The sequence below is a fragment of the Burkholderia latens genome, from assembly GCF_902499045.1.
In the GTDB taxonomy this organism is placed as follows: Bacteria; Pseudomonadota; Gammaproteobacteria; order Burkholderiales; family Burkholderiaceae; genus Burkholderia; species Burkholderia latens.
Genome location: NZ_CABVPL010000019.1, coordinates 13,202 through 39,398, shown reverse-complemented (window position 1 = coordinate 39,398; position 26,197 = coordinate 13,202). Strand labels below are relative to the sequence as shown.

27 protein-coding genes are annotated in these 26,197 nt (G+C 66.0%); 22 read left to right on the top strand and 5 right to left on the bottom strand.

Features of this window, described 5'->3' with window-relative positions:
- The first annotated feature begins 11 nt into the window (after positions 1 to 11).
- From aroA to cysM, 11 genes are all read left to right on the top strand, one after another.
- Positions 12 to 1,316 (top strand): 3-phosphoshikimate 1-carboxyvinyltransferase, encoded by a 1,305-nt coding sequence (gene aroA, locus BSE24067_RS15275; RefSeq protein WP_151063694.1) that lies wholly within the window; start codon positions 12 to 14, stop codon positions 1,314 to 1,316.
- Positions 1,317 to 1,329: 13 nt separating this feature from the next.
- The gene (cmk, locus tag BSE24067_RS15270) at positions 1,330 to 2,016 is read left to right on the top strand and encodes a (d)CMP kinase (protein WP_151063695.1); all 687 of its coding nucleotides are present in this window, start codon (positions 1,330 to 1,332) and stop codon (positions 2,014 to 2,016) included.
- 140 nt (positions 2,017 to 2,156) lie between these two features.
- Positions 2,157 to 3,869 carry a 30S ribosomal protein S1 gene (gene rpsA, locus BSE24067_RS15265; protein WP_151063696.1) on the top strand — a complete coding sequence of 571 codons (1,713 nt, stop codon included), beginning with the start codon at positions 2,157 to 2,159 and terminating at the stop codon, positions 3,867 to 3,869.
- A gap of 22 nt (positions 3,870 to 3,891) precedes the next feature.
- Entirely contained in the window at positions 3,892 to 4,215 is a 324-nt protein-coding gene (locus tag BSE24067_RS15260) for an integration host factor subunit beta (protein ID WP_006750752.1), read from the top strand.
- Positions 4,216 to 4,426: 211 nt separating this feature from the next.
- Positions 4,427 to 4,720 carry a lipopolysaccharide assembly protein LapA domain-containing protein gene (locus BSE24067_RS15255; RefSeq protein ID WP_151063697.1) on the top strand — a complete coding sequence of 98 codons (294 nt, stop codon included), beginning with the start codon at positions 4,427 to 4,429 and terminating at the stop codon, positions 4,718 to 4,720.
- Positions 4,721 to 4,773: 53 nt separating this feature from the next.
- Positions 4,774 to 5,946: a lipopolysaccharide assembly protein LapB gene (lapB, locus tag BSE24067_RS15250; protein WP_151063698.1), complete on the top strand. Its 1,173-nt coding sequence runs from the start codon at positions 4,774 to 4,776 to the stop codon at positions 5,944 to 5,946.
- 90 nt (positions 5,947 to 6,036) lie between these two features.
- A complete protein-coding gene (locus BSE24067_RS15245; RefSeq protein ID WP_151063699.1) occupies positions 6,037 to 7,437 on the top strand; it encodes a UDP-glucose dehydrogenase family protein in 1,401 nt (466 codons plus the stop codon).
- Positions 7,438 to 7,444: 7 nt separating this feature from the next.
- Positions 7,445 to 8,395, top strand: coding sequence for a D-glycero-beta-D-manno-heptose-7-phosphate kinase (rfaE1, locus tag BSE24067_RS15240; RefSeq protein WP_151063700.1), 951 nt, complete (start codon positions 7,445 to 7,447; stop codon positions 8,393 to 8,395).
- Between the two features lie 64 nt (positions 8,396 to 8,459).
- A complete protein-coding gene (gene rfaD / locus BSE24067_RS15235) occupies positions 8,460 to 9,452 on the top strand; it encodes an ADP-glyceromanno-heptose 6-epimerase (RefSeq protein ID WP_151063701.1) in 993 nt (330 codons plus the stop codon).
- Between the two features lie 73 nt (positions 9,453 to 9,525).
- Positions 9,526 to 9,867 carry a ComEA family DNA-binding protein gene (locus tag BSE24067_RS15230; RefSeq protein WP_151063702.1) on the top strand — a complete coding sequence of 114 codons (342 nt, stop codon included), beginning with the start codon at positions 9,526 to 9,528 and terminating at the stop codon, positions 9,865 to 9,867.
- A 219-nt stretch (positions 9,868 to 10,086) separates the two neighbouring features.
- Positions 10,087 to 10,989, top strand: coding sequence for a cysteine synthase CysM (gene cysM / locus BSE24067_RS15225; RefSeq protein WP_151063703.1), 903 nt, complete (start codon positions 10,087 to 10,089; stop codon positions 10,987 to 10,989).
- 88 nt (positions 10,990 to 11,077) lie between these two features.
- Here cysM and mltB read toward each other — a convergent pair whose 3' ends face one another.
- Positions 11,078 to 12,427 (bottom strand): lytic murein transglycosylase B, encoded by a 1,350-nt coding sequence (gene mltB / locus BSE24067_RS15220; protein WP_170297443.1) that lies wholly within the window; start codon positions 12,425 to 12,427, stop codon positions 11,078 to 11,080.
- A 43-nt stretch (positions 12,428 to 12,470) separates the two neighbouring features.
- Here mltB and BSE24067_RS15215 point away from each other — a divergent pair, with 43 nt between their 5' ends.
- A complete protein-coding gene (locus tag BSE24067_RS15215) occupies positions 12,471 to 13,394 on the top strand; it encodes a histone deacetylase family protein (protein ID WP_151063704.1) in 924 nt (307 codons plus the stop codon).
- Positions 13,395 to 13,416: 22 nt separating this feature from the next.
- On the opposite strand, the gene BSE24067_RS15210 is transcribed toward BSE24067_RS15215, so the two are convergent.
- Entirely contained in the window at positions 13,417 to 14,334 is a 918-nt protein-coding gene (locus tag BSE24067_RS15210) for an alpha/beta hydrolase (RefSeq protein ID WP_151063705.1), read from the bottom strand.
- Between the two features lie 217 nt (positions 14,335 to 14,551).
- Here BSE24067_RS15210 and BSE24067_RS15205 point away from each other — a divergent pair, with 217 nt between their 5' ends.
- The 5 genes from BSE24067_RS15205 (at position 14,552) to BSE24067_RS15185 (ending at position 18,986) form a co-directional block, all read left to right on the top strand.
- Positions 14,552 to 15,586 carry a methionine ABC transporter ATP-binding protein gene (locus BSE24067_RS15205; RefSeq protein WP_151063706.1) on the top strand — a complete coding sequence of 345 codons (1,035 nt, stop codon included), beginning with the start codon at positions 14,552 to 14,554 and terminating at the stop codon, positions 15,584 to 15,586.
- Positions 15,576 to 16,229, top strand: a complete 654-nt coding sequence (locus BSE24067_RS15200) for a methionine ABC transporter permease (RefSeq protein ID WP_151063707.1) — start codon at positions 15,576 to 15,578, stop codon at positions 16,227 to 16,229. The genes BSE24067_RS15205 and BSE24067_RS15200 overlap by 11 nt, the downstream gene beginning before the upstream one ends.
- A 27-nt stretch (positions 16,230 to 16,256) precedes the next feature.
- Positions 16,257 to 17,051, top strand: coding sequence for a MetQ/NlpA family ABC transporter substrate-binding protein (locus BSE24067_RS15195; protein ID WP_151063708.1), 795 nt, complete (start codon positions 16,257 to 16,259; stop codon positions 17,049 to 17,051).
- A gap of 233 nt (positions 17,052 to 17,284) precedes the next feature.
- Complete coding sequence (locus BSE24067_RS15190) at positions 17,285 to 18,034, top strand: electron transfer flavoprotein subunit beta/FixA family protein (RefSeq protein WP_060057144.1); 750 nt, start codon at positions 17,285 to 17,287, stop codon at positions 18,032 to 18,034.
- A gap of 16 nt (positions 18,035 to 18,050) precedes the next feature.
- Positions 18,051 to 18,986 carry an electron transfer flavoprotein subunit alpha/FixB family protein gene (locus BSE24067_RS15185; RefSeq protein WP_151063709.1) on the top strand — a complete coding sequence of 312 codons (936 nt, stop codon included), beginning with the start codon at positions 18,051 to 18,053 and terminating at the stop codon, positions 18,984 to 18,986.
- A 327-nt stretch (positions 18,987 to 19,313) separates the two neighbouring features.
- Here BSE24067_RS15185 and BSE24067_RS15180 read toward each other — a convergent pair whose 3' ends face one another.
- Positions 19,314 to 20,600, bottom strand: coding sequence for a D-amino acid dehydrogenase (locus BSE24067_RS15180; protein WP_069241116.1), 1,287 nt, complete (start codon positions 20,598 to 20,600; stop codon positions 19,314 to 19,316).
- Positions 20,601 to 20,745: 145 nt separating this feature from the next.
- Here BSE24067_RS15180 and BSE24067_RS15175 point away from each other — a divergent pair, with 145 nt between their 5' ends.
- The gene (locus BSE24067_RS15175) at positions 20,746 to 21,234 is read left to right on the top strand and encodes an Lrp/AsnC ligand binding domain-containing protein (RefSeq protein ID WP_151063710.1); all 489 of its coding nucleotides are present in this window, start codon (positions 20,746 to 20,748) and stop codon (positions 21,232 to 21,234) included.
- A 110-nt stretch (positions 21,235 to 21,344) separates the two neighbouring features.
- Positions 21,345 to 22,511 (top strand): PA0069 family radical SAM protein, encoded by a 1,167-nt coding sequence (locus tag BSE24067_RS15170; protein WP_151063711.1) that lies wholly within the window; start codon positions 21,345 to 21,347, stop codon positions 22,509 to 22,511.
- A 17-nt stretch (positions 22,512 to 22,528) separates the two neighbouring features.
- Here the strand turns inward: BSE24067_RS15170 and BSE24067_RS15165 are convergent, their stop codons facing one another.
- A complete protein-coding gene (locus BSE24067_RS15165; RefSeq protein WP_151063712.1) occupies positions 22,529 to 22,996 on the bottom strand; it encodes an NINE protein in 468 nt (155 codons plus the stop codon).
- A gap of 108 nt (positions 22,997 to 23,104) precedes the next feature.
- Positions 23,105 to 24,244, bottom strand: a complete 1,140-nt coding sequence (locus BSE24067_RS15160; RefSeq protein ID WP_151063731.1) for a PQQ-dependent sugar dehydrogenase — start codon at positions 24,242 to 24,244, stop codon at positions 23,105 to 23,107.
- A 153-nt stretch (positions 24,245 to 24,397) separates the two neighbouring features.
- Here BSE24067_RS15160 and rpsP point away from each other — a divergent pair, with 153 nt between their 5' ends.
- From rpsP to trmD, 3 genes are read left to right on the top strand one after another with little or no spacing between them, the layout of a single operon-like run.
- A complete protein-coding gene (rpsP, locus tag BSE24067_RS15155; RefSeq protein ID WP_006476550.1) occupies positions 24,398 to 24,652 on the top strand; it encodes a 30S ribosomal protein S16 in 255 nt (84 codons plus the stop codon).
- A 43-nt stretch (positions 24,653 to 24,695) separates the two neighbouring features.
- Positions 24,696 to 25,376, top strand: a complete 681-nt coding sequence (rimM, locus tag BSE24067_RS15150; protein WP_151063713.1) for a ribosome maturation factor RimM — start codon at positions 24,696 to 24,698, stop codon at positions 25,374 to 25,376.
- Complete coding sequence (trmD, locus tag BSE24067_RS15145) at positions 25,373 to 26,167, top strand: tRNA (guanosine(37)-N1)-methyltransferase TrmD (protein ID WP_151063714.1); 795 nt, start codon at positions 25,373 to 25,375, stop codon at positions 26,165 to 26,167. The genes rimM and trmD overlap by 4 nt, the downstream gene beginning before the upstream one ends.
- The last annotated feature ends 30 nt before the right edge of the window (positions 26,168 to 26,197 follow it).

Sequence of the window (26,197 nt, the reverse complement as noted above, 5' to 3'; positions counted from 1 at the left end):
GGACGACTCCCATGGACTATCTCGATCTCGGCCCGTATTCCAGCGCATCGGGCACCGTGCGCCTGCCCGGCTCGAAGAGCATCTCGAACCGCGTGCTGCTGCTCGCGGCGCTCGCCGAAGGCGAAACCACGATCACGAACCTGCTCGATTCCGACGACACGCGCGTGATGCTCGACGCGCTCGGCAAGCTCGGCGTGAAGCTCGCGCGCGACGGCGACACCTGCGTCGTCACCGGCACGCGCGGCGCGTTCACCGCGAAGACGGCCGATCTGTTCCTCGGCAATGCGGGCACCGCGGTGCGCCCGCTGACGGCAGCGCTCGCCGTGAACGGCGGCGACTATCGCGTGCACGGCGTGCCGCGCATGCACGAGCGGCCGATCGGTGACCTCGTCGACGGCCTGCGGCAGATCGGCGCGCAGATCGACTACGAGCAGAACGAAGGTTTCCCGCCGCTGCGGATCAAGCCGGCGGCGATCACGGTCGATGCGCCGATTCGCGTGCGCGGCGACGTGTCGAGCCAGTTCCTCACCGCGCTGCTGATGACGCTGCCGCTCGTGAAGGCGAAGGACGGGAGGATAGTCGTCGAAGTCGACGGCGAGCTGATCTCGAAGCCGTACATCGACATCACGATCCGGCTGATGGAACGCTTCGGCGTGACCGTCGAGCGAGACGGCTGGCAGCGCTTCGTCGTGCCGGCCGGCGTCCGCTATCGTTCGCCGGGCCGGATCATGGTCGAAGGCGATGCGTCGTCGGCCTCGTACTTCCTCGCGGCCGGCGCGCTCGGCGGCGGCCCGCTGCGCGTCGAGGGCGTGGGGCGCGCGAGCATCCAGGGCGACGTCGGTTTCGCGAACGCGCTGATGCAGATGGGCGCGAACGTGACGATGGGCGACGACTGGATCGAAGTGCGCGGCATCGGCCACGACCACGGCAAGCTCGAGCCCATCGACATGGACTTCAACCTGATTCCGGACGCGGCGATGACGATCGCGGTCGCCGCGCTGTTCGCGAGCGGCACGAGCACGCTGCGCAACATCGCGAGCTGGCGCGTGAAGGAAACCGACCGCATCGCCGCGATGGCGACCGAGCTGCGCAAGGTCGGCGCGATCGTCGAAGAAGGGCCCGACTACCTGGTCGTCACGCCGCCGCAACGGCTCACGCCGAGCGCGGCGATCGACACGTACGACGATCACCGGATGGCGATGTGCTTCTCGCTCGTCAGCCTGGGCGGCGTGCCCGTGCGGATCAACGATCCGAAGTGCGTCGGCAAGACGTTCCCCGACTATTTCGACCGCTTCGCCGCGCTCGCCAAAGCCTGACCGACCGTACCCGATGAAATCGACCCGACCCTTTCACCCGACTCCCGTCATCACGATCGACGGTCCGACCGCCTCCGGCAAGGGCACCGTCGCGGCGCTCGTCGCCGCGCATCTTGGCTTCCACCTGCTCGACAGCGGCGCGCTGTACCGGCTCGCGGCGCTCGCGAGCGTGCGCTACGGCATCGCGGCCGAGGACATCGACGCGCTCGTGAAGCTGATCGACGATCTTCACATTACCTTCCGCGAGGGTTGCGCGCAGCTGGACGGCGTCGACGTGTCGAACGACATCCGTGCCGAAGCGGTCGGCAACCGCGCGTCGGCGATTGCCGTGCACGGGCCGGTGCGGGCCGCGCTGGTGGCGCGCCAGCGCGCGTTCCGCAAGACGCCGGGCCTCGTCGCGGACGGCCGCGACATGGGTACGGTGATCTTCCCGGATGCCGTGCTGAAGGTGTTCCTGACGGCCAGCGCCGAGGCGCGCGCGGCCAGACGGCATAAGCAATTGATGCAAAAAGGTTTTTCTGCTAATATGGATGACTTGCTCCGGGATCTCCGTGAACGTGACGCGCGCGACAGCAATCGCGCAGCCGCGCCGCTGAAGCCCGCGGCAGATGCCCAGCTGCTCGATACGTCGGCGCTGTCGGTCGATGAAGCCGTCGACCAGGTGCTGCAGTGGTACCGCGCGCTGGGCCAGCCAGCCTGAGAAGGCGGGCGGCAGTAGGTGCTCCGCGCGTGAGCGCGAAGCGTGTTTGAAACCCTTAACCCCGTGTGGCTTCGATCTGGCCCTTTCAGCCTGCCATTCCGGCCGGCGTGGCACAGCGATCCATGCACAATCAGATTTTTATGTCCGACCTGCAAACCTCCACCCCGAATACCGAATCCTTTGCGGCTCTGTTCGAAGAGTCGCTGACCCGCCAAGACATGCGCGCCGGCGAAGTGATCTCCGCCGAAGTCGTGCGCGTCGACCACAACTTCGTGGTCGTCAATGCAGGCCTGAAGTCCGAGGCTTACATTCCGATCGAGGAATTCCTGAACGATCAGGGCGAGGTTGAGGTGCAGGCGGGCGATTTCGTGTCCGTCGCGATCGACGCACTCGAAAACGGCTACGGCGACACGATCCTGTCGCGCGACAAGGCGAAGCGCCTCGCATCGTGGCTGTCGCTGGAAAAGGCCCTCGACAACAACGAACTCGTCACCGGCACGATCACCGGCAAGGTGAAGGGCGGCATGACCGTGATGGTCAACGGCATCCGCGCGTTCCTGCCGGGTTCGCTGGTCGACACGCGTCCGGTCAAGGACACGACGCCGTACGAAGGCAAGACGCTCGAGTTCCGCGTGATCAAGCTCGATCGCAAGCGTAACAACGTCGTGCTGTCGCGTCGTGCAGTCATCGAGGCAACGCAAGGCGAAGAGCGCGCGAAGCTGCTCGAGACGCTGAAGGAAGGCGCGATCGTCAACGGCGTGGTCAAGAACATCACCGATTACGGTGCGTTCGTCGACCTCGGCGGCATCGACGGCCTGCTGCACATCACCGACATCGCATGGCGTCGTGTGCGTCACCCGAGCGAAGTCCTGTCGGTTGGCCAGGAAGTCACCGCGAAGATCCTCAAGTTCGACCAAGAGAAGAACCGCGTGTCGCTGGGCATCAAGCAACTGGGCGACGATCCGTGGGAAGGCATCTCGCGCCGTTACCCGTCGGGCACGCGCCTGTTCGGCAAGGTCACGAACATCACCGACTACGGCGCATTCGTCGAAGTGGAATCGGGCATCGAAGGCCTCGTCCACGTGTCGGAAATGGACTGGACCAACAAGAACGTTGCGCCGTCGAAGGTTGTCCAGCTGGGCGACGAAGTCGAAGTCATGGTCCTCGAGATCGACGAAGACCGCCGTCGTATCAGCCTCGGCATGAAGCAGTGCAAGCCGAATCCGTGGGATGACTTCAGCCGCAACTTCAAGAAGGGCGACAAGATCACGGGCGCAATCAAGTCGATCACCGACTTCGGCGTGTTCATCGGTCTGCCGGGCGGCATCGACGGCCTGGTCCACCTGTCGGACCTGTCGTGGAGCGAAGCCGGTGAAGAAGCCGTTCGCAAGTACAAGAAGGGCGACGAAGTCGAAGCGATCGTGCTCGGCATCGACGTCGAGAAGGAGCGCATTTCGCTCGGCATCAAGCAGCTCGAAGGCGACCCGTTCAGCAACTACGTTGCAATGAACGACAAGGGTTCGATCGTCGACGGCGTGGTGAAGTCGGTCGATGCGAAGGGCGCCGTCATTACGCTGACGGGCGACGTCGAAGGCTACCTGCGCGCATCGGAAATCTCGCAGGATCGCGTCGAAGACGCACGCAACGTGCTGAAGGAAGGCGACAAGGTCAACGCGATGGTGATCAACATCGATCGCAAGTCGCGTGGCATCAACCTGTCGATCAAGGCGAAGGATTCGGCTGAACAACAGGAAGCGATCCGCGGCCTGCAGTCGGACACCAGCGCTGCTGCGACCGGTACGACCAACCTCGGCGCGCTGCTGAAGGCGAAGCTCGACGGCCAGAACCAGTAAGCCTCACGAGGTCTGCTGAAGTATGACCAAATCCGAGTTGGTCGCGCAGCTGGCACTGCGATTTCCGCAACTTGTCCTCAAGGATGCGGATTTCGCAGTGAAAACGATGCTCGATGCGATGTCCGACGCCCTGTCGAAAGGGCACCGCATCGAAATTCGCGGTTTCGGCAGTTTCGGCCTCAACCGTCGCCCGGCGCGCGTCGGACGCAACCCGAAGTCGGGTGAGAAAGTGCAAGTGCCCGAGAAGTTCGTGCCGCACTTCAAGCCCGGCAAGGAATTGCGTGAACGCGTCGACGGCCGCGCCGGCGAGCCGCTGAAAGCTGATGATCCGGACGACGAGCGTTGAACGCCGTTCGGTGTGCCCGGAATCTGTCCGGCGAAGGCTGAAGAAAGAAGCGCCCCTTGCGGGCGCTTTTTTCATTTCCGGCGGACGTGTGGCCGCCGTGCGCCGGCAGGATGTGCGCTGACGCGGAAACGCTTCCTTTACAATACGGGTCGATTCGGCGCTGCGAAGGGGAGTCGCGCGCCTCGGCAAACCTCAACAACGAGAGGGCTACATGAAGTTTATCGTCTGGCTGATCCGGGTATTGGTGTTCGTGCTGCTGCTGGTGCTCGCGCTGGCCAATACGCAAACCGCGACGCTGAATTTCCTTGCCGGCTATGCATGGCAAGCGCCGCTGATCCTGATCGGCCTCGCGTTCTTCGTGGTCGGGCTGCTGGCCGGCCTGCTGTCCGCGCTGTCGGCGATCTTCCGCATGCGTCTCGAGAACGGGCGCCTGAAGCGTGATCTGCGCGCGGCCCGCGAAACCCCGGCCATCGTCGACCAGCCGCCGATGCCGCCCGTCATTTAACTCGGACGCCGCGCGATCTTCGCGCGGTTTTCGTCTCTGCTTCGATATTTCGCATGGATCTGGATTTCTGGTGGTTGCTCGCGATACCGGTGGCGTTCGCGCTCGGCTGGGCGGCGTCACGTTATGACCTGAAGAACCTCCTGTCGGAGAGCGCCAACCTGCCGCGATCGTATTTCCGCGGCCTGAATTTTCTGTTGAACGAACAACCGGACAAGGCGATCGACGCGTTCATCGAAGTCGCGAAGCTCGACCCGGAGACGGTCGAGTTGCACTTCGCGCTCGGCAACCTGTTCCGCCGCCGCGGCGAAACCGACCGCGCGATCCGCGTCCACCAGAACCTGCTGAGCCGCACGGACCTGCCGGTCAACGAGCGCGATCACGCGCTGTACGAGCTCGGCCAGGACTTCCTGAAGGCCGGCCTGCTGGATCGTGCCGAGGAGGCGTTCCACCGGCTCGCCGATGGCGACTACGCGCTCGGCGCGCAGCGGGCGCTGCTGACGATCTACGAGATCGAGAAAGACTGGAACAAGTCGATCGATACGGCGAAGCGCATCGAGTCGATGAGCGACAAGCCGCTCGGCATCGAAATCGCGCAGTTTCACTGCGAACTCGCGCAGGACGCGCTGCAGCGCAAGAACGCAGCGGCCGCGGCCGACCAGTTGAAGCTCGCGCTCGCGGCGAATCCGCAGAACGTCCGCGCGACGATCCTGTCCGGCGACGCCGCGCAAGCCGCGGGCGATCATGCGGCCGCGGTCGAGCACTGGAAGCGCGTCGAAGCGCAGAATCCGGCGTATCTGCCGCTCGTCGCCGACAAGCTGATGAAGGCCTATGTCGCGCTCGGCAAGCCGGTCGAGGGCGCCGAGCTGCTGATGGGCTACGTCGATCGCTATCCGTCTAACGACCTGCTCGACATCGCGTACCAGCACATCGCCGGATTGCGCGGTCAGGAAGCTGCGCATACGCTCGCGCGCACGCAGATGGAAAAGTCGCCGAACCTGTCGGGCATGCTGCATCTGCTCGACGCGCAGATCGCGGCCGCCGACGAGCCGCGCCGTAAGGAACTTGAAATGATGCGGGCGCTGATCAAGCAGCGCACCAAGAATCTGCCACGGTATACGTGCCAGAATTGCGGTTTCCGGGCACGGCTCTTCTATTGGCAGTGCCCCGGCTGCAGCGGCTGGGAAACCTATGCGCCGCGTCGCATCGAACCCGCGATGCCCGGCTGATCCCGGCGCGCGGCAGCGACACGCGGCGGTCGCCGCCGGGCCCGGCCTGGCGGCCAAGTTAGTCAATCACCGGGAAGTACCGGAACATCTATGAAAATCACCATCATCGGCACCGGCTACGTCGGTCTCGTCACGGGCTCCTGTCTCGCCGAGATCGGCCACGACGTTTTCTGTCTCGACGTCGATCCGCGCAAGATCGACATCCTGAACAACGGCGGGATGCCGATTCACGAACCGGGGCTGCTGGACATCATCGCGCGTAACCGCGCGGCCGGCCGCCTGCGTTTCTCGACCGACATCGAGGCGAGCGTCGCGCACGGCGAGATCCAGTTCATCGCGGTCGGCACGCCGCCCGACGAGGACGGCTCGGCCGACCTGCAATACGTGCTCGAGGCCGCGCGCAACATCGGCCGTCACATGACCGGGTTCAAGGTGATCGTCGACAAGTCGACGGTGCCGGTCGGCACCGCGCAGCGCGTGCGCGGCGTGGTCGACGAGGCGCTCGGCGCGCGCGGGCTCGCGGGCAGCGTCGCGCACCGCTTCTCGGTCGTTTCGAATCCCGAGTTCCTCAAGGAAGGCGCGGCCGTCGAGGATTTCATGCGTCCGGACCGCATCATCATCGGCGTCGACGACGACGAGACGGGCACGATCGCGCGCGAGAAGATGAAGAAGCTGTACGCGCCGTTCAACCGCAACCACGAACGCACGATCTACATGGACGTGCGGTCGGCGGAATTCTCGAAATATGCGGCGAATGCGATGCTCGCGACGCGCATCTCGTTCATGAACGAAATGTCGAATCTCGCGGACAAGGTCGGCGCCGACATTGAAGCCGTGCGCCGCGGGATCGGCTCCGATCCGCGCATCGGCTATCACTTCCTGTACGCGGGCGTCGGTTACGGCGGCTCGTGCTTTCCGAAGGACGTGCAGGCGCTGATCCGCACGGCCGGCGAGAACGGCCAGCCGCTGCGGATTCTGGAGGCCGTCGAAGCGGCCAACTCCGCGCAGAAGGACGTGCTGATCGGCAAGATCGAGCAGCGTTTCGGCGCGGACCTGACCGGCCGCGAATTCGCGGTCTGGGGCCTCGCGTTCAAGCCCAATACGGACGACATGCGCGAGGCGCCGAGCCGCCGGCTGATCGGCGCGCTGCTCGAGCGCGGCGCGACCGTGCGCGCGTACGACCCGGTCGCGATCGACGAAGCGCGCCGCGTGTTCGCGCTCGATCTCGGCGACGGCTCCGACGCGCTCGCGCGCCTGAACTTCGTCGATACGCAGGACGCGGCCGTGACGGCCGCGGACGCGCTCGTGATCGTCACCGAGTGGAAGGAGTTCCGCAGCCCGGATTTCACGCGGCTGAAGGCGGAACTGAAGGCGCCGGTGATCTTCGACGGGCGCAACCTGTACGAGCCGGACGCCATGGCCGAGCTCGGCATCGACTACCACGCGATCGGCCGTCCGCATGTCGATCCCCAGTCCCTTTCCCGTGGATGAGCGAACGATGACTACCCTTCGCGAAGTGGTGCCGGTACCGCGCGCGCAGCTCGCGCGCTCGCGCGTGCTCGTCGTCGGCGACGTGATGCTCGACCGTTACTGGTTCGGCAACGTCGACCGTATTTCACCGGAAGCACCGGTGCCCGTCGTTCACGTGCAGCGTCAGGAAGAGCGGCTCGGCGGCGCGGCCAACGTCGCGCGCAACGCGGTGACGCTCGGCGGCCAGGCCGGCCTGCTGTGCGTGGTCGGTTGCGACGAACCGGGCGAGCGGATCGTCGAGCTGCTCGACAGCAGCGGCGTGACGCCCTATCTCGAACGCGACGCGGCGCTGCCGACCACCATCAAGCTGCGCGTGCTCGCGCGCCAGCAGCAACTGCTGCGCGTCGACTTCGAGGCGATGCCGACGCACGAGGTGCTGCTGGCGGGGCTCGCGCGGTTCGACGTGCTGCTACCGGAGCACGACGTCGTGCTGATGTCGGATTACGCGAAAGGCGGCCTCACGCACGTGACGACGATGATCGAGAAGGCGCGCGCGGCCGGCAAGGCCGTGCTCGTCGATCCGAAGGGCGGGGACTGGGAGCGCTATCGCGGTGCATCGCTGATCACGCCGAATCGCTCCGAACTACGCGAAGTGATCGGTCATTGGCATTCGGAAGACGACTTGCGCGCACGCGTCGCGAAGCTGCGCGCGGACCTCGACCTCGATGCGCTGCTGCTCACGCGTTCGGAAGAGGGGATGACGCTCTTCTCCGCGAACGGCGAACTGCATGCGCCGGCACTGGCGCGCGAGGTGTACGACGTGTCGGGCGCGGGCGATACCGTGATCGCGACCGTCGCGACGATGCTCGGCGCCGGCGTGCCGCTCGTCGACGCCGTCGTGCTGGCGAACCGCGCCGCGGGCATCGTCGTCGGCAAGCTCGGCACGGCCACGGTAGACTACGACGAACTTTTTCACTGAGTGCATTTCGCGGCGCACCGGGCGCGTCGCGCATGTGTGTTGTCATTTTTCAGGCAGAACGACCATGACCATCATCGTCACCGGCGCAGCCGGTTTTATCGGCGCGAACATCGTCAAGGCGCTCAACGAGCGCGGCGAGTCGCGCATCATCGCGGTCGACAATCTGACGCGCGCGGACAAGTTCCGGAACCTGGTCGATTGCGAGATCGACGACTATCTCGACAAGACCGAATTCGTCGAACGCTTCACGCGCGGCGACTTCGGCAAGGTACGCGCGGTGTTCCACGAAGGCGCCTGTTCGGACACGATGGAGACCGACGGCCGCTACATGATGGACAACAACTTCCGCTACAGCCGCGCGGTGCTCGATGCGTGCCTCGCGCAGGGCGCGCAGTTCCTGTACGCGTCGTCGGCCGCGATCTACGGCGGCTCGACGCGTTTCGTCGAGGAACGCGAGGTCGAGGCGCCGCTGAACGTCTACGGCTATTCGAAGTTCCTGTTCGACCAGGTCGTGCGCCGCGTGCTGCCGAGCGCGAAGAGCCAGATTGCCGGGTTCCGCTACTTCAACGTGTATGGCCCGCGCGAGACCCACAAGGGCCGCATGGCGTCGGTCGCGTTCCACAACTTCAACCAGTTCCGCGCGGAAGGCAAGGTGAAGCTGTTCGGCGAATACAACGGCTACGCGCCGGGCGAGCAGACGCGCGATTTCGTGTCGGTCGAGGACGTCGCGAAGGTGAACCTGTTCTTCTTCGATCATCCGGAGAAGTCGGGCATCTTCAACCTCGGTACCGGTCGGGCACAGCCGTTCAACGACATCGCGTCGACGGTCGTGAACACGCTGCGTGCGCTCGACAACCTGCCGCCGCTGACGCTCGCGCAACAGGTCGAGCAAGGACTGATCGAATACGTGCCGTTCCCCGATGCGCTGCGCGGCAAGTACCAGTGCTTCACGCAGGCCGACCAGACGAAACTGCGCGCGGCCGGCTACGATGCGCCGTTCCTGACCGTGCAGGAAGGGGTCGATCGCTACGTGCGTTGGCTGTCCGGCCAGGTTTAAACGCAGTCGTTGTATCGCTAGACTGGGTCTCACGGTCGGCAGCCGCCGGCCGTTTTCATCGGAGATCCAGCATATGATCAGAAAATGGTTTGCTGCCGTCGCGATGTTCGGCGCGATCGCCTCGGCCTGGGCGGCCGTCGACGTCAACACCGCGAACGAGGATGCGCTCGTCGGTATCAAGGGCATCGGGCCCGCGCGAGCCAAGGCGATTCTCGACGAGCGCGGTGCGCGCGGTCCGTTCAGGAGTGCGGACGATCTCGCGTCGCGCGTGAAAGGCATGGGCGGCCATACGGTCGAGCGCCTTCAGCAGGAAGGCCTGACGATCGGCGCGGCAGGTGCCGCGGCGGCGCCTGCCGCCGGCAAGCCCGCTGCTGCGAAATCCGCGGCGGCGCCAGCCCGCACTGCGCAGAAGTAACGCACACCCGTTCAACGGTTCCACCACAGGCTCCTTCAGTCGCCGTCGTTGGGGCGGCTTCCCGCGGCATGCCGCGGGTTTTTTGCGTGCATGCTCCGCCTGCACGATCGTGAATCGCGCGGTGCCGGTATTCCATCGTCCCGATGGGGGTTGCCCGCGTGCGTGCCTGCGCTGGTTTACAATCAATCGATTGATCGCCCTCGCACTTACGGTATTCCCATGGCTTACAAAACTATCGAAGACACGATCGGCAACACGCCGCTCGTGCAACTGGTCCGCTTGCCGGACGACGAGATTCGCGCACGCAACAACGTGGTGCTGGCCAAGCTCGAGGGCAACAACCCGGCCGGTTCCGTGAAGGATCGCCCCGCGCTGTCGATGATCAGCAAGGCCGAGGCGCGCGGCCGCATCAAGCCGGGCGATACGCTGATCGAGGCGACGAGCGGCAACACGGGCATCGCGCTCGCGATGGCCGCGGCGATCCGCGGCTACAAGATGGTGCTGGTCATGCCGGAGGACCTGTCGGTCGAGCGCCGCCAGAGCATGGCCGCTTACGGCGCGGAAATCATCCTGACACCGGTGAAGGGCGGGATGGAACTCGCGCGCGATCTCGCGGAGCAGATGCAGCGCGAGGGCAAGGGCGTGATTCTCGATCAGTTCGGAAACCCCGACAATCCGATCGCACACTACGAAGGAACGGGCCCGGAGATCTGGCGCGACACGGAAGGGCGCATCACGCACTTCGTGTCGGCGATGGGCACGACCGGCACGATCATGGGCACGTCGCGCTATCTGAAGGAACAGAATTCGGCGATCGAGATCGTCGGTGCGCAACCGGAAGAGGGCTCGCGTATTCCGGGCATTCGCAAGTGGCCGGAAGCCTATATGCCGACGATCTTCGATCGCAGCCGCGTCGATCGCGTCGAGAGCGTGAGTCAGGCCGCGTCGGAGACAATGGCGCGCCGGCTCGCGGCCGTCGAAGGTATTTTCGCCGGCATCTCGTCGGGCGGCGCATGCGAAGTCGCGATGCGCATCGCGCGCCAGGTCGAGAACGCGACGATCGTGTTCATCGTCTGCGATCGCGGCGACCGCTACCTGTCGACCGGCGTGTTCCCTGCGTAACGCCAGCCCGTGGCCGGGCCGGCATCGGCCCGGCCGCGCAAAGAAAAAGCGCCGCATGAGCGGCGCTTTTTCTTTGCGCGGAGGTGCCTTACTGCGCCGGCGCTTCCGTGTCGGCCGCAGGCAGCGGCAGCGCGCCGCTCGCTTCCATTTCGGCCTTCACCGCTTCGCCGAGCTGGTACACCGCGAGCGCGTAGAAGAAGCTGCGGTTATAGCGCGTGAGCACGTAGAAGTTCTTCAGGCCCAGCATGTACTCGGTCGCGCGCCCCGGCGACGGCAGGTCGACGACGGTGACCGGCGTGCTTGCTTCGGTCGTGATGTTGACCGCAGGCTCGTTGAGCGTCATGCCTGCGCGCAGCAGCTGCGACAGCGCCCAGTGCGGCTCGGGCTGACCGTCGGCCGCGGCCTGCGCGATACCGAGGCTGCCCGTGTCGGGCGTGATCCGCCACACCACCGGGCGATCGGTTTCCCAGCCGTGCTGCTTCAGGTAGTTCGCGACGCTGCCGATCGCATCGGCAGGACTGCTGCGCAGATCGACGTGGCCGCGGCCGTCGTAATCGACCGCATATTCGCGGATGCTGCTCGGCAGGAACTGCGGGATGCCGATCGCGCCCGTGTACGAGCCGAGCACGGTCGTCGGGTCGAGCTGATTGTCGCGCGTCCAGACCAGGAAATCCTCGAGGTTCTTGCGGAAGGTTGCCTGGCGGCTGTCGCGATTCGGCGTGTCCGGATAGTCGAACGTGAGCGTCGTCAGCGCATCGAGCACGCGGAAGTTGCCCATGTAGCGGCCATAGATCGTTTCGACGCCGATGATGCCGACGATCACCTCGGGCGGCACGCCGAATTCCGCGGACGCGCGCTGCAGCGTCGCCTGGTTCGCCTTCCAGAATTTCACGCCCGCATTGATGCGGATCGGCTCGATGAAGCGCGAGCGATAGAGGCGCCAGTTCTTCACCGAAGGCGTCGGGGCCGGCTTCACGAGCTTCACGGCGGTGGCCGAGTAGCTGACGCGCGAGAACAGCGCATGCAGGCTCGCGGCATCGAAGCCGTTGCGGCTTACCATCTCGTCGATGAACGCATCGATCTTCGCGTTGTTCGCGTAGCGCTGCGGAACGATTTCCTCTTCGAAGGTCTGGCCTTGCGGTGCCGGCTGCTGCGGTTGCGCCTGCGCGACGAGCGTGCCGGCGGGCTTCGCGGGCTGCGTCTGCGCGGCGGCGGATGCGGTGCTCAGCATCGCGGCGACGGCAGCGGCAACGAGCGGAACACGAACGCGAAACAGCATGGAGAGAAGGGCGGCAGGCTTGCTGGAATTCATGTCGAAGCGGGCGGACAGGGCGATGGGGTTCGGCGCAGTATACCCGACGCATCCTGCGTGCCGGCGCGTGGCAGCGCACCGTTGTGGTAAGTTAGCGGCGAATTCGCGGCAGACGATGGACATCATTGATGGAGACCTGCGGCGCACCCTGCGTCGCGGATGACAGCTTATGGCAACCGCCTTCTATACGCACCCCGACTGCATGCTGCACGAGATGGGGGAATGGCATCCGGAATGCCCGGCCCGACTGTCGGCGATTCAGGATCAGCTGATCGCGAGCCGCATCGACGACCTGATCGTGCACGAAACCGCGCCGTTCGCGAGCGAGGTGGCGCTCGGCCGCGTGCATACGCAGGCCCATATCGACTACATCCGCGGCTTGACGCCCGTCGACGGCTACGTCGAGATCGATCCCGACACGCTGATGAACCGCGACACGTGGCGGGCGGCGTTGCGCGCGGCCGGCGCCGCGATCGCGGCGACCGACGCGGTGATCGAAGGCCGCTACGCGAACGCGTTCTGCAGCGTCCGGCCGCCCGGCCATCACGCGGAACCGGCGCGCGCGATGGGCTTCTGTTTCTTCAACAACGTTGCAATTGCTGCACGGCATGCGCTCGACGTTCATGGCCTCGAGCGCGTCGCGATCGTCGATTTCGACGTGCATCACGGCAACGGCACCGAAGCGGCGTTCGCGAACGACGCGCGCGTGCTGATGTGCAGCTTCTTCCAGCATCCGCTGTACCCGTTCACCGGCGTCGACCATCAGGCGCCGAACATGGTCAATCTGCCGATGCCTGCGCGCAGCAACGGGATGGCGATCCGCGAAGCGGTCGACATGTTCTGGCTGCCGCGCCTCGACGCGTTCAAGCCGCAGATGCTGTTCGTGTCGGCCGGCTTCGACGCGCATCGCGAGGACGACATCGGCAACCTCGGTCTCGTCGAGGCCGATTTCGAGTGGCTGACCGCGCAGATCGTCGACGTCGCGCGCCGGCATGCGCAGGGCCGCATCGTCAGCTGCCTCGAGGGCGGCTACAACCTGTCCGCGCTCGGCCGCAGCGTCGTCGCGCACCTGCGCGTGCTGGCCGGCATCTGACCGGCAGCAGCGCGGCGCGCACTCAGCGCGCCGGCACGCGCGCGTGAATCCACGCGATCAGCGCATCGATCACGCGATCGCGCTCGAGATCGTTCATCGTTTCGTGGAAGCCGCCTTCGTATAGCGTCAGCGTGCGATCGGGTGAACCGACGCGCGTGCCGAATGCGCGGCTGCCGTCCGGCTCGGTCAGCTTGTCGTCGGTGCCGTGATAGACGAGCACCGGCACGCGCAGCGCGTCGCGGCCGCGCTCGATACGCGCCATCGCATCGAGGATTTCCGCGCCGGTGCGCGCCGGCACCGGGCCGTGGTGCACGAGCGGATCGGCGCGATTGGCCTCCACGACCGCCGGATCGCGCGACAGCAGCGCAGCGTCGATCCTGATCGCAGGGAAGTTCGGCCACACGCGGCTGATGAACCGGCTCATCGCGAGCATCCAGCGCGGCACGTCGCGCCCTGGCGCGAGCGCGGGGCTCGACAGCACGAGACCGGCCAGCGCGTGGCCGCGGGCCGGCACGCGCTCGATCGCATACAGCGCCGCGACGGCACCGCCCATGCTGTGCCCCATCAGGAACAGCGGCGTATTGCCGCGGGCCGCTTCGGCGACGAGCGCATCCGCATCGTTCAGGTAATCGTCGAACCGCTCGACCCATGCGCGCTTGCCAGGCGACCGGCCATGTCCGCGCAGATCGATCGCGAGCACGTCGAGGCCGGCGGCATTCAGCCTCGCCGCAAGCGCCGCGTAACGGCCCGCATGCTCGGCGAGGCCGTGCACGAGCGCGATCGTCGCGCGCGGCGGCACCGTGCCGTCGCCTGCCGGCCAGCGGTACGACGCGAGCTCGAGCCCGTCGGCTGTGCGCAGCCGGCCCATCCGCGGCGCGGGCGGCGTCGTCGAATCCGGAGCGGCGGCGGGTGCGGCGGCCGGCGTGGTCGTGGCGGTCATCTGGCGTGTCCCCTGTTCGTTCGCATGGTGATCCGGATCATAGTCGCGGCATGCCGGCGGCGGCCCAGCGGCGACCCTCTAATTTCATCTGGTTATGAAAAGATCGAAATCGATTATTAAGGGGAATGAGGCGTTTGCGGTAAAATCGCCGGCTATTCCAGATGCATCGGCGGCCGATTGGCGGGCCTGCTCGCCAGCCGGCCGCCGTTTTGTTTACATGATCGAATTACGCAATCTGTCGCAGCGTTTTCCCGGGCCGACCGGCTGGGTTGACGCATTGCACAACGTCAATCTGACGATTCCCCAGGGCGAAGTGTTCGGCATCATCGGCCGAAGCGGCGCCGGCAAGAGCACGCTGGTGCGCACCATCAACCTGCTCACGCGGCCGACGGAAGGCAACGTCGTCGTCGGCGGGCGCGATCTCACGCTGCTGCAGGCCGGCGCGCTGCGCGAAGCGCGCCGCGAGATCGGCATGATCTTCCAGCACTTCAATCTGCTGTCGTCGCGCACGGTGTTCGACAACGTCGCGCTGCCGCTCGAGCTGGCCGGCGCAAGCCGTGCCGACATCGAAGCGGCCGTGCTGCCGCTGCTCGACCTCGTCGGGCTGTCCGCGCAGAAGGATCGCTATCCGGCGCAGATCAGCGGCGGCCAGAAGCAGCGCGTCGGCATCGCCCGCGCGCTCGCGAGCAAGCCCAAGGTGCTGCTGTCGGACGAAGCGACGTCGGCGCTCGATCCCGAGACGACGCGCTCGATCCTCGACCTGCTGAAGCGCATCAACCGCGAACTCGGCCTGACGATCGTGCTGATCACGCATCAGATGGAAGTGATCAAGCAGGTGTGCGATCGCGTGGCGGTGCTCGACGCAGGCCGCGTGGTCGAGGAAGGCCGCGTGATCGACGTGTTCCTGCAGCCGCATCACGAGGTCACGCGCGCGCTGATCGGCGACGTGATCGCGCAGGAATTGCCGCCGGCGCTGAAGGCACGCGTAGCCGAGCGGCTGAAGACGGGCAGCGGGCATCTGCTGCGGCTTGCGTTTACCGGTTCCGGCGTCGACCAGCCGATCCTGTCGGAGACGATCCGCCGGTACGAACTCGATTTCAACATCCTGCACGGCCAGATCGACGAGATCCAGGGGCAGGCGTTCGGGTCGCTCGCGGTGCTCGCGGGCGGCGAACCGGGCAAGGTCGGGCAGGCGCTCGCGTTCCTGCGCGAGCAAGGCGTGGTGGTGGAGGAGCTTTCGTATGTTGAGTGAGATGTTCGATATGTTCGTGCAGTCGTTCTGGGAGACGCTGATCATGGTCGGCATCTCGGGGGCGGTCGGCGCGCTCGTCGGGCTGCCGCTCGGCGTGCTGCTGTACCTGACCGACCGCCAGGGCGTGCTGCAGAACCTCGGCGTGAATCGCGTGCTCGGCGGCGTCGTGAACGCGGTGCGCTCGACGCCGTTCATCATCCTGCTGGTCGCGGTCATTCCGTTCACGCGGCTCGTCACCGGTTCGTCGATCGGCACGGCCGCGGCGGTCGTGCCGCTCACGCTCGCGGCCGCGCCGTTCATCGCGCGCCTGGTCGAAACGGCGCTGCGCGAGGTCGACCGCGGGCTGATCGAAGCCGCGCAGTCGATGGGCGCGACGACGTCGCAGATCGTGTTCAAGGTGCTGCTGCCCGAATCGCTGCCGGGTATCGTCGCCGGCCTGACGATCACGTTCGTGTCGCTGGTCGGCTATTCGGCGATGGCCGGTGCGATCGGCGGCGGCGGGCTCGGCGATCTCGGGATCCGCTACGGCTACCAGCGCTATCTGCCGGAAGTGATGTGGACGGTCGTCGCGATCCTGATCGTGTTCGTGCAGATCGTGCAATCGTTCGGCGACTGGCTGGTGCGCCGGCTGAGCCACAAGTAAGACGACATTCATCCGTTGGGGGAGACGATGCAACGACGCTTCATGCTGAAATTCGCGGCCGCACTTGGCGCGGCCGCGCTGTTCGCGACCGCGCATGCGCAGGCCGAAACCATCAAGGTGGGCGTGACCGGCGGCCCGCACGCGCAGATCATGGACGTGGTGAAAAAGGTCGCGGCGAAGAGCGGCCTCGACATTCGCGTCGTCGAGTTCTCCGACTACGTGCAGCCGAACGCGGCGCTCGCGTCGGGCGATCTCGACGCGAACAGCTACCAGCACGATCCGTATCTGCAGGCGCAGGTGAAGGATCGCGGCTACAAGCTGATCAAGGTGGCCGACACCGTCACGTTCCCGATGGGCATCTATTCGAAGCGCGTGAAGTCGCTGGCCGAACTGAAGCCGGGCGCGCGCGTCGCGGTGCCGAACGATCCGACCAACGGCGGCCGTGCTCTGCTGTTGCTGCAGAAGCAGGGGCTGCTGAAGCTGCGCGCCGACGCGGGCCTGAAGGCGACGCCGCTCGACATCGCCGACAATCCGCGCAAGCTGAAGATCGTCGAGCTCGATGCGGCGCAGATCCCGCGTTCGCTCGGCGACGTCGACGCGGCGGCGATCAACACCAACTACGCAATGGAAGCGGGGCTGAAACCGACGCAGGATGCGATCGCGATCGAGGGGCCGAACGGCCCGTACGCGAACATTCTCGCGATTCGCGACGCCGACCGCGGCAAGCCGTGGGTCGCGAAGCTCATCGCGGCCTACCATTCCGCGGAAGTGAAGCAGTTCATCGAACAGAAATTCGGCGGCGCGGTCATCGCCGCCTGGTAAGCAACACGAGGTACACGGCGCGCCCGGCGATGATTAGAGTCGATGATCGAAAACCCGGGCTTTGCGTCCGGGTTTTTTCTCTTTTAAAATAGAACGACCGTTCGCTATTGCCGGCGCGCCATCGAGGAGCGCTATCCTCGATAGCCATGAGGGATGGGTCCGCTTGGCCGCGCAGTCATGAGGCCTCGCTATAGAATGGCCTCTGGTCGTATTCGTAACTTTGGAGCGTGTGCATGAAAATCCTGGTGCCAGTGAAAAGAGTGGTCGATTACAACGTGAAGGTCCGCGTGAAGTCGGACAACACGGGCGTCGACATCGCGAACGTGAAGATGTCGATGAACCCGTTCGACGAAATCGCCGTTGAAGAAGCGGTGCGCCTGAAGGAAGCAGGCGTCGCGACCGAAGTGATCGCGGTGTCGGTGGGTGTCACGCAAGCGCAGGAAACGCTGCGCACGGCGCTGGCGATCGGCGCGGATCGCGCGATCCTCGTCGAATCGAACGACGGCGTCGAGCCGCTGGCCGTCGCGAAGATCCTGAAGGCGCTGGTCGACAAGGAGCAGCCGCAACTGGTGATTCTCGGCAAGCAGGCGATCGACGACGACTCGAACCAGACGGGCCAGATGCTGGCGGCGCTCGCAGGCCTGCCGCAGGCGACGTTCGCGTCGAAGGTGACGATCGCCGACGGCAAGGCGACGGTTGCGCGCGAAGTCGACGGCGGCGCGGAAACGCTGTCGCTGACGCTGCCGGCAGTCGTGACGACCGACCTGCGCCTGAACGAGCCGCGCTACGTGACGCTGCCGAACATCATGAAGGCGAAGAAGAAGCCGCTGGAAACGGTGAAGCCGGAAGACCTCGGCGTGGACGTCGCGCCGCGTCTGAAGACGCTGAAGGTGGCCGAGCCGCCGAAGCGCGCGGCCGGTGTGAAGGTGCCGGACGTGAAGACGCTGGTCGAGAAGCTGAAGACCGAAGCCAAGGTGCTGTAAGAGGGAGCGGAAAGAAATGACGATTCTGGTGATTGCAGAACACGACAACGCGTCGATCAAGGCCGCGACGCTGAACACGGTCGCGGCGGCGGCGAAGATCGGCGGTGACATTCACGTGCTGGTCGCGGGCCACGACGCGCAACCGGCTGCCGACGCGGCAGCGAAGATCGCAGGCGTGTCGAAGGTGCTGCTGGCCGACGCGCCGCAACTGGCCGAGGGCCTCGCGGAAAACGTCGAGGCGACCGCGCTGAACATCGCGAAGGACTACTCGCACATCCTCGCGCCGGCCACCGCCTACGGCAAGAACGTCGCGCCGCGCATCGCCGCGAAGCTGGACGTCGCGCAGATCTCGGACATCACGGCGGTCGATTCGGCCGACACGTTCGAGCGCCCGATCTACGCGGGCAACGCGATCGCGACGGTGCAATCGAGCGATCCGATCAAGGTGATCACGGTGCGTGCAACGGGTTTCGATCCGGTTGCAGCGGAAGGCGGCAGCGCGTCGATCGACAAGATCGAAGCGGCGGCCGACGCCGGCAAGTCGCAGTTCGTGAGCCGTGAAGTGACGAAGCTGGACCGTCCGGAACTCACCAGCGCGAACATCATCGTGTCGGGCGGCCGCGGTCTGGGCAGCGGCGAGAACTACACGAAGGTGCTGGAGCCGCTGGCGGACAAGCTGTCGGCAGCGCTCGGCGCATCGCGCGCCGCAGTGGATGCCGGCTACGTGCCGAACGACTACCAGGTCGGCCAGACCGGCAAGATCGTCGCGCCGCAGCTGTACATCGCGGTCGGCATCTCGGGTGCGATCCAGCATCTGGCCGGGATGAAGGATTCGAAGGTGATCGTCGCGATCAACAAGGATCCGGAAGCGCCGATCTTCAGCGTGGCCGACTACGGCCTCGTCGGCGATCTGTTCGCGCTCGTGCCGGAACTCGTGAACGAGCTCGGCTGACACGGCGTGACGCTTCGGCGGCAAGTACGGCAGAAGGGGCGCGATGAGCGCCCCTTTTTGTTGCGTCATCGCTGAAGAGTGGCGGGTGTCGTTCCGCGAGAGGGGCGCGATCGTGCCGCGCCATCCGGAACGCATCGGCGCCCCCACACGCGCGCGACTGGCAGCGCCGATTCGCTCGACGAGCGACAACCGCATGCACCTGTTGACTAGCGCCTCATACCGAGCCGCCGCTCGCAGCTGTACTTGCGCTCGCCGAAGCGACAAAGGCGCCCGAGGACGCCTTTGTCAGTGCTGCGACCGGCCCGCATCGCCGCGGGCCGGTCCGATTTACGCGTAAGCCGGGCGCGTCTGGCCGGCGACATCCTTCAGGTAGCGATGGACCGACAGGTCGTCGGCCTGGATCGCCGGCTTCTTGCCTGAGATCAGGTCGGCGAGCAACTGGCCCGACCCGCACGACATCGTCCAGCCGAGCGTGCCGTGGCCGGTGTTCAGGAACAGGTTCGACACCGGCGTGCGGCCGACGATCGGCGTGCCGTCCGGCGTCATCGGGCGCAGGCCCGTCCAGAACGTGGCCTTCGACGTGTCGCCGCCGCCCGGGAACAGGTCGTTCACGCACATTTCGAGCGTTTCGCGGCGCGCCGCGCGCAGGTTCTTGTCGAAGCCGACGATCTCGGCCATCCCGCCGACGCGGATGCGCTGGTCGAAACGCGTGATCGCGATCTTGTACGTTTCGTCGAGCACCGTCGACACAGGCGCGGCCGCCTCGTTGACGATCGGCGCGGTGATCGAATAGCCCTTCAGCGGATAGACGGGAATCTTCATCAGGTTCGCGATGAAGTTCGTCGAGTACGAGCCGAGCGCGACGACGTACGCATCGGCGCGCACCGTCTCGCTGCCGCACTGCACGCCGGCGATCTTGCCGCCGGCGATCGCGAGCGCGTCGATCGGCGTGTTGTAGCGGAACTTCACGCCGAGCGATTCGGCGAGCGCGGCCAGGCGCGTCGTGAACAGCTGGCAGTCGCCGGTTTCGTCGCCCGGCAGGCGCAGGCCGCCCGTCAGCTTGTGCGAGACGGCGGCGAGGGCCGGCTCGGCGTTCTTGAGCTCGGCCGGCGACAGCAGTTCGAACGGCACGTTCGCTTCCTGCAGCACCGCGATGTCCTTCGCCGCGCCGTCGAGCTGCTGCTGCGTGCGGAACAGCTGCAGCGTGCCGCCCGTGCGGCCTTCGTACTGGATGCCGGTGTCGGCGCGCAGCGCCTGCAGGCAATCGCGGCTGTATTCGGCGAGGCGCACCATGCGGCCCTTGTTGACCGCATAGCGTTCGGCCGTGCAGTTGCGCAACATCTGCCACATCCACTGGAGCTGGAAGCGCGTGCCGTCGAGACGGATCGCGAGCGGCGCATGCTTCTCGAACATCCACTTGACGGCCTTCAGCGGCACGCCGGGCGCGGCCCACGGCGCAGCATAGCCGGGCGAGATCTGGCCCGCGTTCGCGAAGCTCGTCTCGAGCGCCGGGCCGGCTTCCCGGTCGATCACCGTGACTTCATGACCGGCGCGCGCGAGGTAATACGCGCTTGCCACGCCCACCACACCGCTGCCCAGAATGACGACTCGCATAGCTGCTCCAGATCGAAGGAATCAGGTCGAGGCCGGGCGCACCTGCGGCTCCGTGTAACCTCTAGCTGATCTAGTTTTTTGCGCTATGGTATTGTCGAATGTGTAGGTTTTGTTATCGTATTTTTCAGGTTTTCAGAATAAAGAAATGAGAACGCAACGCCAGCCAGTACGCTCGCTCGACAAGCTCGACCGGCGCATCCTCAAACTGCTCCAGAATGACGGCCGGATGGCGATGAAGGACCTCGCGGAACAGGTCGGGCTGACCGTCACGCCATGCATCGAGCGCGTGCGGCGCATGGAGCGCGACGGGGTCATCACCGGCTACCACGCGCGCGTGGATCCCGCCCAGCTCGGCGCGGCGCTGCTCGTGTTCGTCGAGATCACGCTCGGCCACAAGGGCGGCAACATGTTCGAGCAGTTCCGCCGCGAAGTGATGAAGATCGACGAGGTGCTCGAATGCCATCTCGTGTCCGGCGACTTCGACTACCTGATCAAGGCGCGGATCGGCGAGATGGCCGACTATCGCAAGCTGCTCGGCGACATCCTGCTGCAGTTGCCCGGCGCGGTGCAGTCGAAGAGTTACGTCGTGATGGAGGAAATCAAGGAGACGCTGACCATTTCGGTCGGCGAATGATCGCTGCAGCGGCCCGTTGCCGGACTTCGGACCCTTCATCTCGCCCTTGGCACGCTGCACCCGATACTGTATAAATGTACAGTATTGGGTGCAGGCGAAAGGGTGAGCGCATGGACGGTCTGTCCGACAACGAATTTCCGATAGCGCCGCCCGCGCCCCGCAAGGGGCGCGGTGCGGTCGACAATCTGCAGGGGCGCTATGAAACGGCGCTGCGCGAAGCGGTCGACGACGGCTGGACGCACGAATCGGACGACACCGATCTGCCTGCTCCGCTGCGCACGCAGGTATTCGAGGAGCGCGCGAAGAGCATTCTCACGCGCAACCAGTCGCCGGACATTCCGTTCAGCGTGTCACTCAATCCGTATCGCGGTTGCGAGCACGGCTGCATCTACTGCTTTGCGCGGCCGACGCACAGCTATCTCGGGCTGTCCCCCGGGCTGGATTTCGAAAGCCGCATCTACGCGAAGGTCAATGCGGCCGAACTGCTCGAGCGGGAGATTTCGCGCAAGCGCTACGTGCCGGAGCCGATCGCGCTGGGCGTCAACACGGACGCATACCAGCCGGTCGAGCGCGATCTGCGCATCACGCGCAGCGTGATCCAGGTGATGCACGATCACGGGCTCCCGTTTGCCGCGATCACGAAATCTTCTCTGATCGAGCGCGATCTCGACCTGCTCGCGCCGATGGCCGAACGCGGGCAGGTGATGGCGGCCGTCACGATCACGACGCTCGACGCCGAACTCGCGCGCACGCTCGAGCCGCGTGCGGCGACGCCGGCGCGCCGGCTGCGGACGATTCGCGCGCTGCGCGACGCGGGCGTGCCGGTCGGCGTGAGCATTGCGCCGATGATCCCGTTCGTTACCGAACCGGACATGGAGCGGGTGCTGGAGGCGTGCGCGGAAGCCGGCGCGACGCACGCGAGCTACATCATCCTGCGCTTGCCGTGGGAGGTCGCACCGCTGTTCAAGAACTGGCTCGCCGCGCATTTTCCGGATCGCGCGGAGCGCGTGATGAACCGCGTGCGCGATATGCGCGGCGGGAAAGATTACGACTCGGATTTTTCGAAACGGATGAAGGGGGAGGGGATCTGGGCCGACCTGTTGCGGCAGCGTTTCCGTCAGGCTGTCAAGCGGCTCGGATTGAACGAGCACAGGAACGGCATTCTGGATATGTCGCGGTTTCGCGCCGCGCCGGTGGCCGCCGCGGCAGCGCGGCGCACGGTGGCGGGCTCGGCGGGCGTGAAGCCGCGCGACGACATGCAGTTGAGCCTGTTCTGACCGGCGCGCGTCGGCGCTTACTGCGAAATCTGCTTCGCCGCTTCGACTTGCGATTCGAAATACGTCTGGAACGACAGCGCGAGCGCGGTCATCAGCAGGAACGCGCCGATCAGCAGCGAGAAGATCACGATGAAGATCACCGTCCAGCCCGACCGGCTCTGCTTGCCCGTCTCGGCATTGAACTGCGCATCCCATTTTTCGTCGGGGCGCAGTCCGTAGACGAGCGCGGCGAGGAACGCGGCAAGCAGCGAAATCGCGCCGGGCACGGCGAGCCACCAGCCGAGGCTGGCCGTGCGCTGCGTCGCCGCGAGCAGCAGAAAGCCCGGAATCCCGACGATCGTCGCGAGCAGGTGCGCCCAACCGTACACGTCGCGAAAGCCGTACAGATAGAAGCGATGCGCGCCGAGCGAACCGAACAGGAACGCGAGAGCGGCGGTGAGCGTCTTCGAGCGGAAACGGCGGGACGGTGCGGTGCTGCTTGACATGGATGGCGGCGGATTATCGTTGGCATGGGCGCCGGCGGGCCGGCGCGGGCGCTCGGCCCGGCACGCATTCTACGATGCCCGGTCGGAGCCGGTCATCCGGTGCCTGCGTCAAGGTGCCGCATAGGTGACGCGGTAGATGGCGCCCGCGTAGTCGTCGCTGACGAGCAGCGAGCCGTCCGGCAGCGGCAGTACGTCGGCCGGCCGCCCCCATACCGTGCCGTCCGCGCGCAGCCAGCCGGTGATGAACGGCGTCTCGCGGGCGTGACTGCCATCGGCGGACACGACCGCGCGCATCACGCGGTAGCCCACCTTCGTGCTGCGATTCCACGAGCCGTGTTCGGCAATGAAGACGTTGTTCCGGTACGACGCCGGAAACATTGGCCCTGTATAGAAACGCATGCCGAGCGCCGCGACGTGCGCGCCGAGTTTCAGCACGGGCGGAACATAGCGGCGGCATACGTCGGGGCTCCCGAATTCCGGGTCGGGCTGGTCGCCGCCATGGCAGTAGGGAAAGCCGAAGTCGAGGCCGGCGCGCGGCGCGCGGTTCAGCTTGTCGTCGGGCACGTCGTCGCCCATCAGGTCGCGGCCGTTGTCGGTGAACCACAGTTCGCCAGAGTCGGGGTGCCACGCGAAGCCGACGGTGTTGCGAATGCCGCGGGCAAACACCTCGCGTCCGCTTCCGTCCGCGTTCATGCGCGCGATGATCGCGTAGCGGTTGCGATCCGGGAGGCAGACGTTGCACGGCGCACCGGTCGGCACGTAAAGTTTGCCGTCGGGGCCGAATGCGATGAATTTCCAGCCGTGATGGTGGTCGGTCGGCAGCGCGTCCGTGACGACTGCCGGGGCGGGCGGCTTCGCGAGCCGGTCGTCGACATGGTCGATGCGCAGGATGCGCGATACGGCCGAGATATAGAGCGCGCCGTCGCGGTACGCGACGCCGACCGGCATGTCGAGCCCCGATGCGATCACGTAGCGGGCGGTGATCCGGCCCTCGTGCATCGCGAGGGCATGGACGCGGCCTTCCCGCGAGCCGACATACAGGATTCCGCGCGGCGACCACGCCATTTCGCGGGCGGCCGGCACTGCGTCGGTCAGCACGTCGATATGGAAGCCGGGCGGCACGACCAGTTCGTTCACCGGCGGCGCGGCGCAAGCGGCAGCCGACGCAATGCAGGCGATGAGGCCGGCCAGCATGTCCGCGAGGCGGTGCTGCGCACGGCGTGCCGGGGCGGCGCAAAATAGCGGCATGGCGGCGGGGAGCATCGGGAACACGACGATTGTATGCCCGGCGGACAGCGCGCCTGCGGAAATTTTGCGCGTAAGTGTTTGTTGTGGCTTCGGTTTCCGGCTATAATCGCACGTTTCAGTAGTTTCGAACCCGGTTTTCCCGAAGGATTTCATATGGTTATCATCCGTCTGGCTCGCGGCGGCTCGAAGAAGCGCCCGTTCTACAACATCGTCGCTACCGATTCGCGTAACCGTCGTGACGGCCGCTTCATCGAGCGCGTCGGCTTCTACAACCCGGTCGCCACGAAGGGCGAATCGCTGCGCATCGCTCAGGATCGCCTGACGTACTGGCAAGGCGTTGGCGCGCAACTGTCGCCGACCGTCCAGCGTCTCGTGAAGGAAGCGCAGAAGGCGCAACCGGCTGCCTAACAATGGCGCGGTGTGCCGGTCGTGCCGGCTGCAAGGAGCATTGATGTCCGGTCACGATTCCGGTAACGCAAAGCGCGGGCGAGCGTCGTTTGGCGCATTCGTCCGCAAGCCGGTCGAGCGCGACGTTGTCGCGAAGGCTGGTACGGCTGCCGAGCAGGGCAGTCTCGAAGCGGTGCAAGCCTGGCCCGACGATGCTGTCGAGGTCGGGGCGGTGGTCGACGCCTATGGCCTGAAAGGCTGGGTCAAGGTGGCGACGCATGCCGACGCAGGCCGCGGCGGCGATGCGCTGCTCAACGCGCGCCGCTGGTGGCTGGAGCGGGGTGGGGAGCGGTTGTCCGCCCGCATCCTGCAGTCGAAGACGCACGGCGACACGGTCGTCGCGCACGCCGCGGGTGTCAGCGACCGCGATGCCGCGCTGGCTTTGCGCGGCTTTCGCGTGTTCGTGCGCCGGGAAGATTTCCCGGCATTGGCCGCGGACGAATTCTATTGGGTCGACCTGATCGGTCTCGACGTCGTCAACGAGCAATCGGTGGCGCTCGGGACGGTGAGCGGGATGATCGACAACGGCGTGCATTCGATCATGCGCGTCGAGTATCCGGCAGTCGGCAAGGATGGCCGGCCGACCACCAGCGAACGGCTGATCCCGTTCGTCGGCGTCTACGTCAAGACGGTGGATCAGGCGGCGCGTCGTATCGTTGTCGACTGGGAAGCCGATTACTCATGAACCCGGTTACGGAGAGCGCGGTGCAGTTCGACGTCGTCACGCTCTTTCCCGAAATGTTCCGCGCGCTGACCGACTGGGGCATCACCAGCCGGGCCGTGAAGCAGGCGCGCTTCGGGCTGCGTACCTGGAATCCGCGTGATTTCACGACGGATAACTACCGCACGGTCGACGATCGTCCGTACGGCGGCGGTCCGGGCATGGTGATGCTGGCGAAGCCGCTCGAGGCCGCGATCGGTGCAGCGAAGGCTGCACAGGCGGAGCAGGGCATCGCGAGCACGCGCGTGGTGATGATGTCGCCGCAGGGTGCGCCATTCACGCACGAGCGGGCGGTGCGGATGGCGCAGGAGCCTGGCGTCATCGTGCTGTGCGGCCGCTACGAGGCGATCGATCAGCGTCTGCTCGATCGTTGCGTCGACGAGGAAATCAGCCTCGGCGATTTCGTTCTGTCCGGCGGCGAGCTGCCGGCGATGGCGATGATGGATGCCGTCGTGCGGCTGCTGCCGGGCGTGCTGAACGATGCGCAGTCGGCCGTGCAGGACAGCTTCGCCGACGGGCTGCTCGATTGTCCGCATTACACGCGCCCGGAGGAGTACGAAGGCGTACGCGTGCCGGACGTGCTGCTCGGCGGGCATCATGCCGAGATCGAGAAGTGGCGGCGTCAGGAAGCTTTGAGAAATACGCTGCGGAAGCGGCCGGACCTGATCGTCCGGGCGCGCCGCGAGAAGTTGCTGAGCCGGGCCGACGAGGCGTGGCTTGCGAACCTCGCACGCGAAGCGAAGGACGCCTCCTGAGGCGGTGTCGCGGGCGGGAAATGGCGGTGC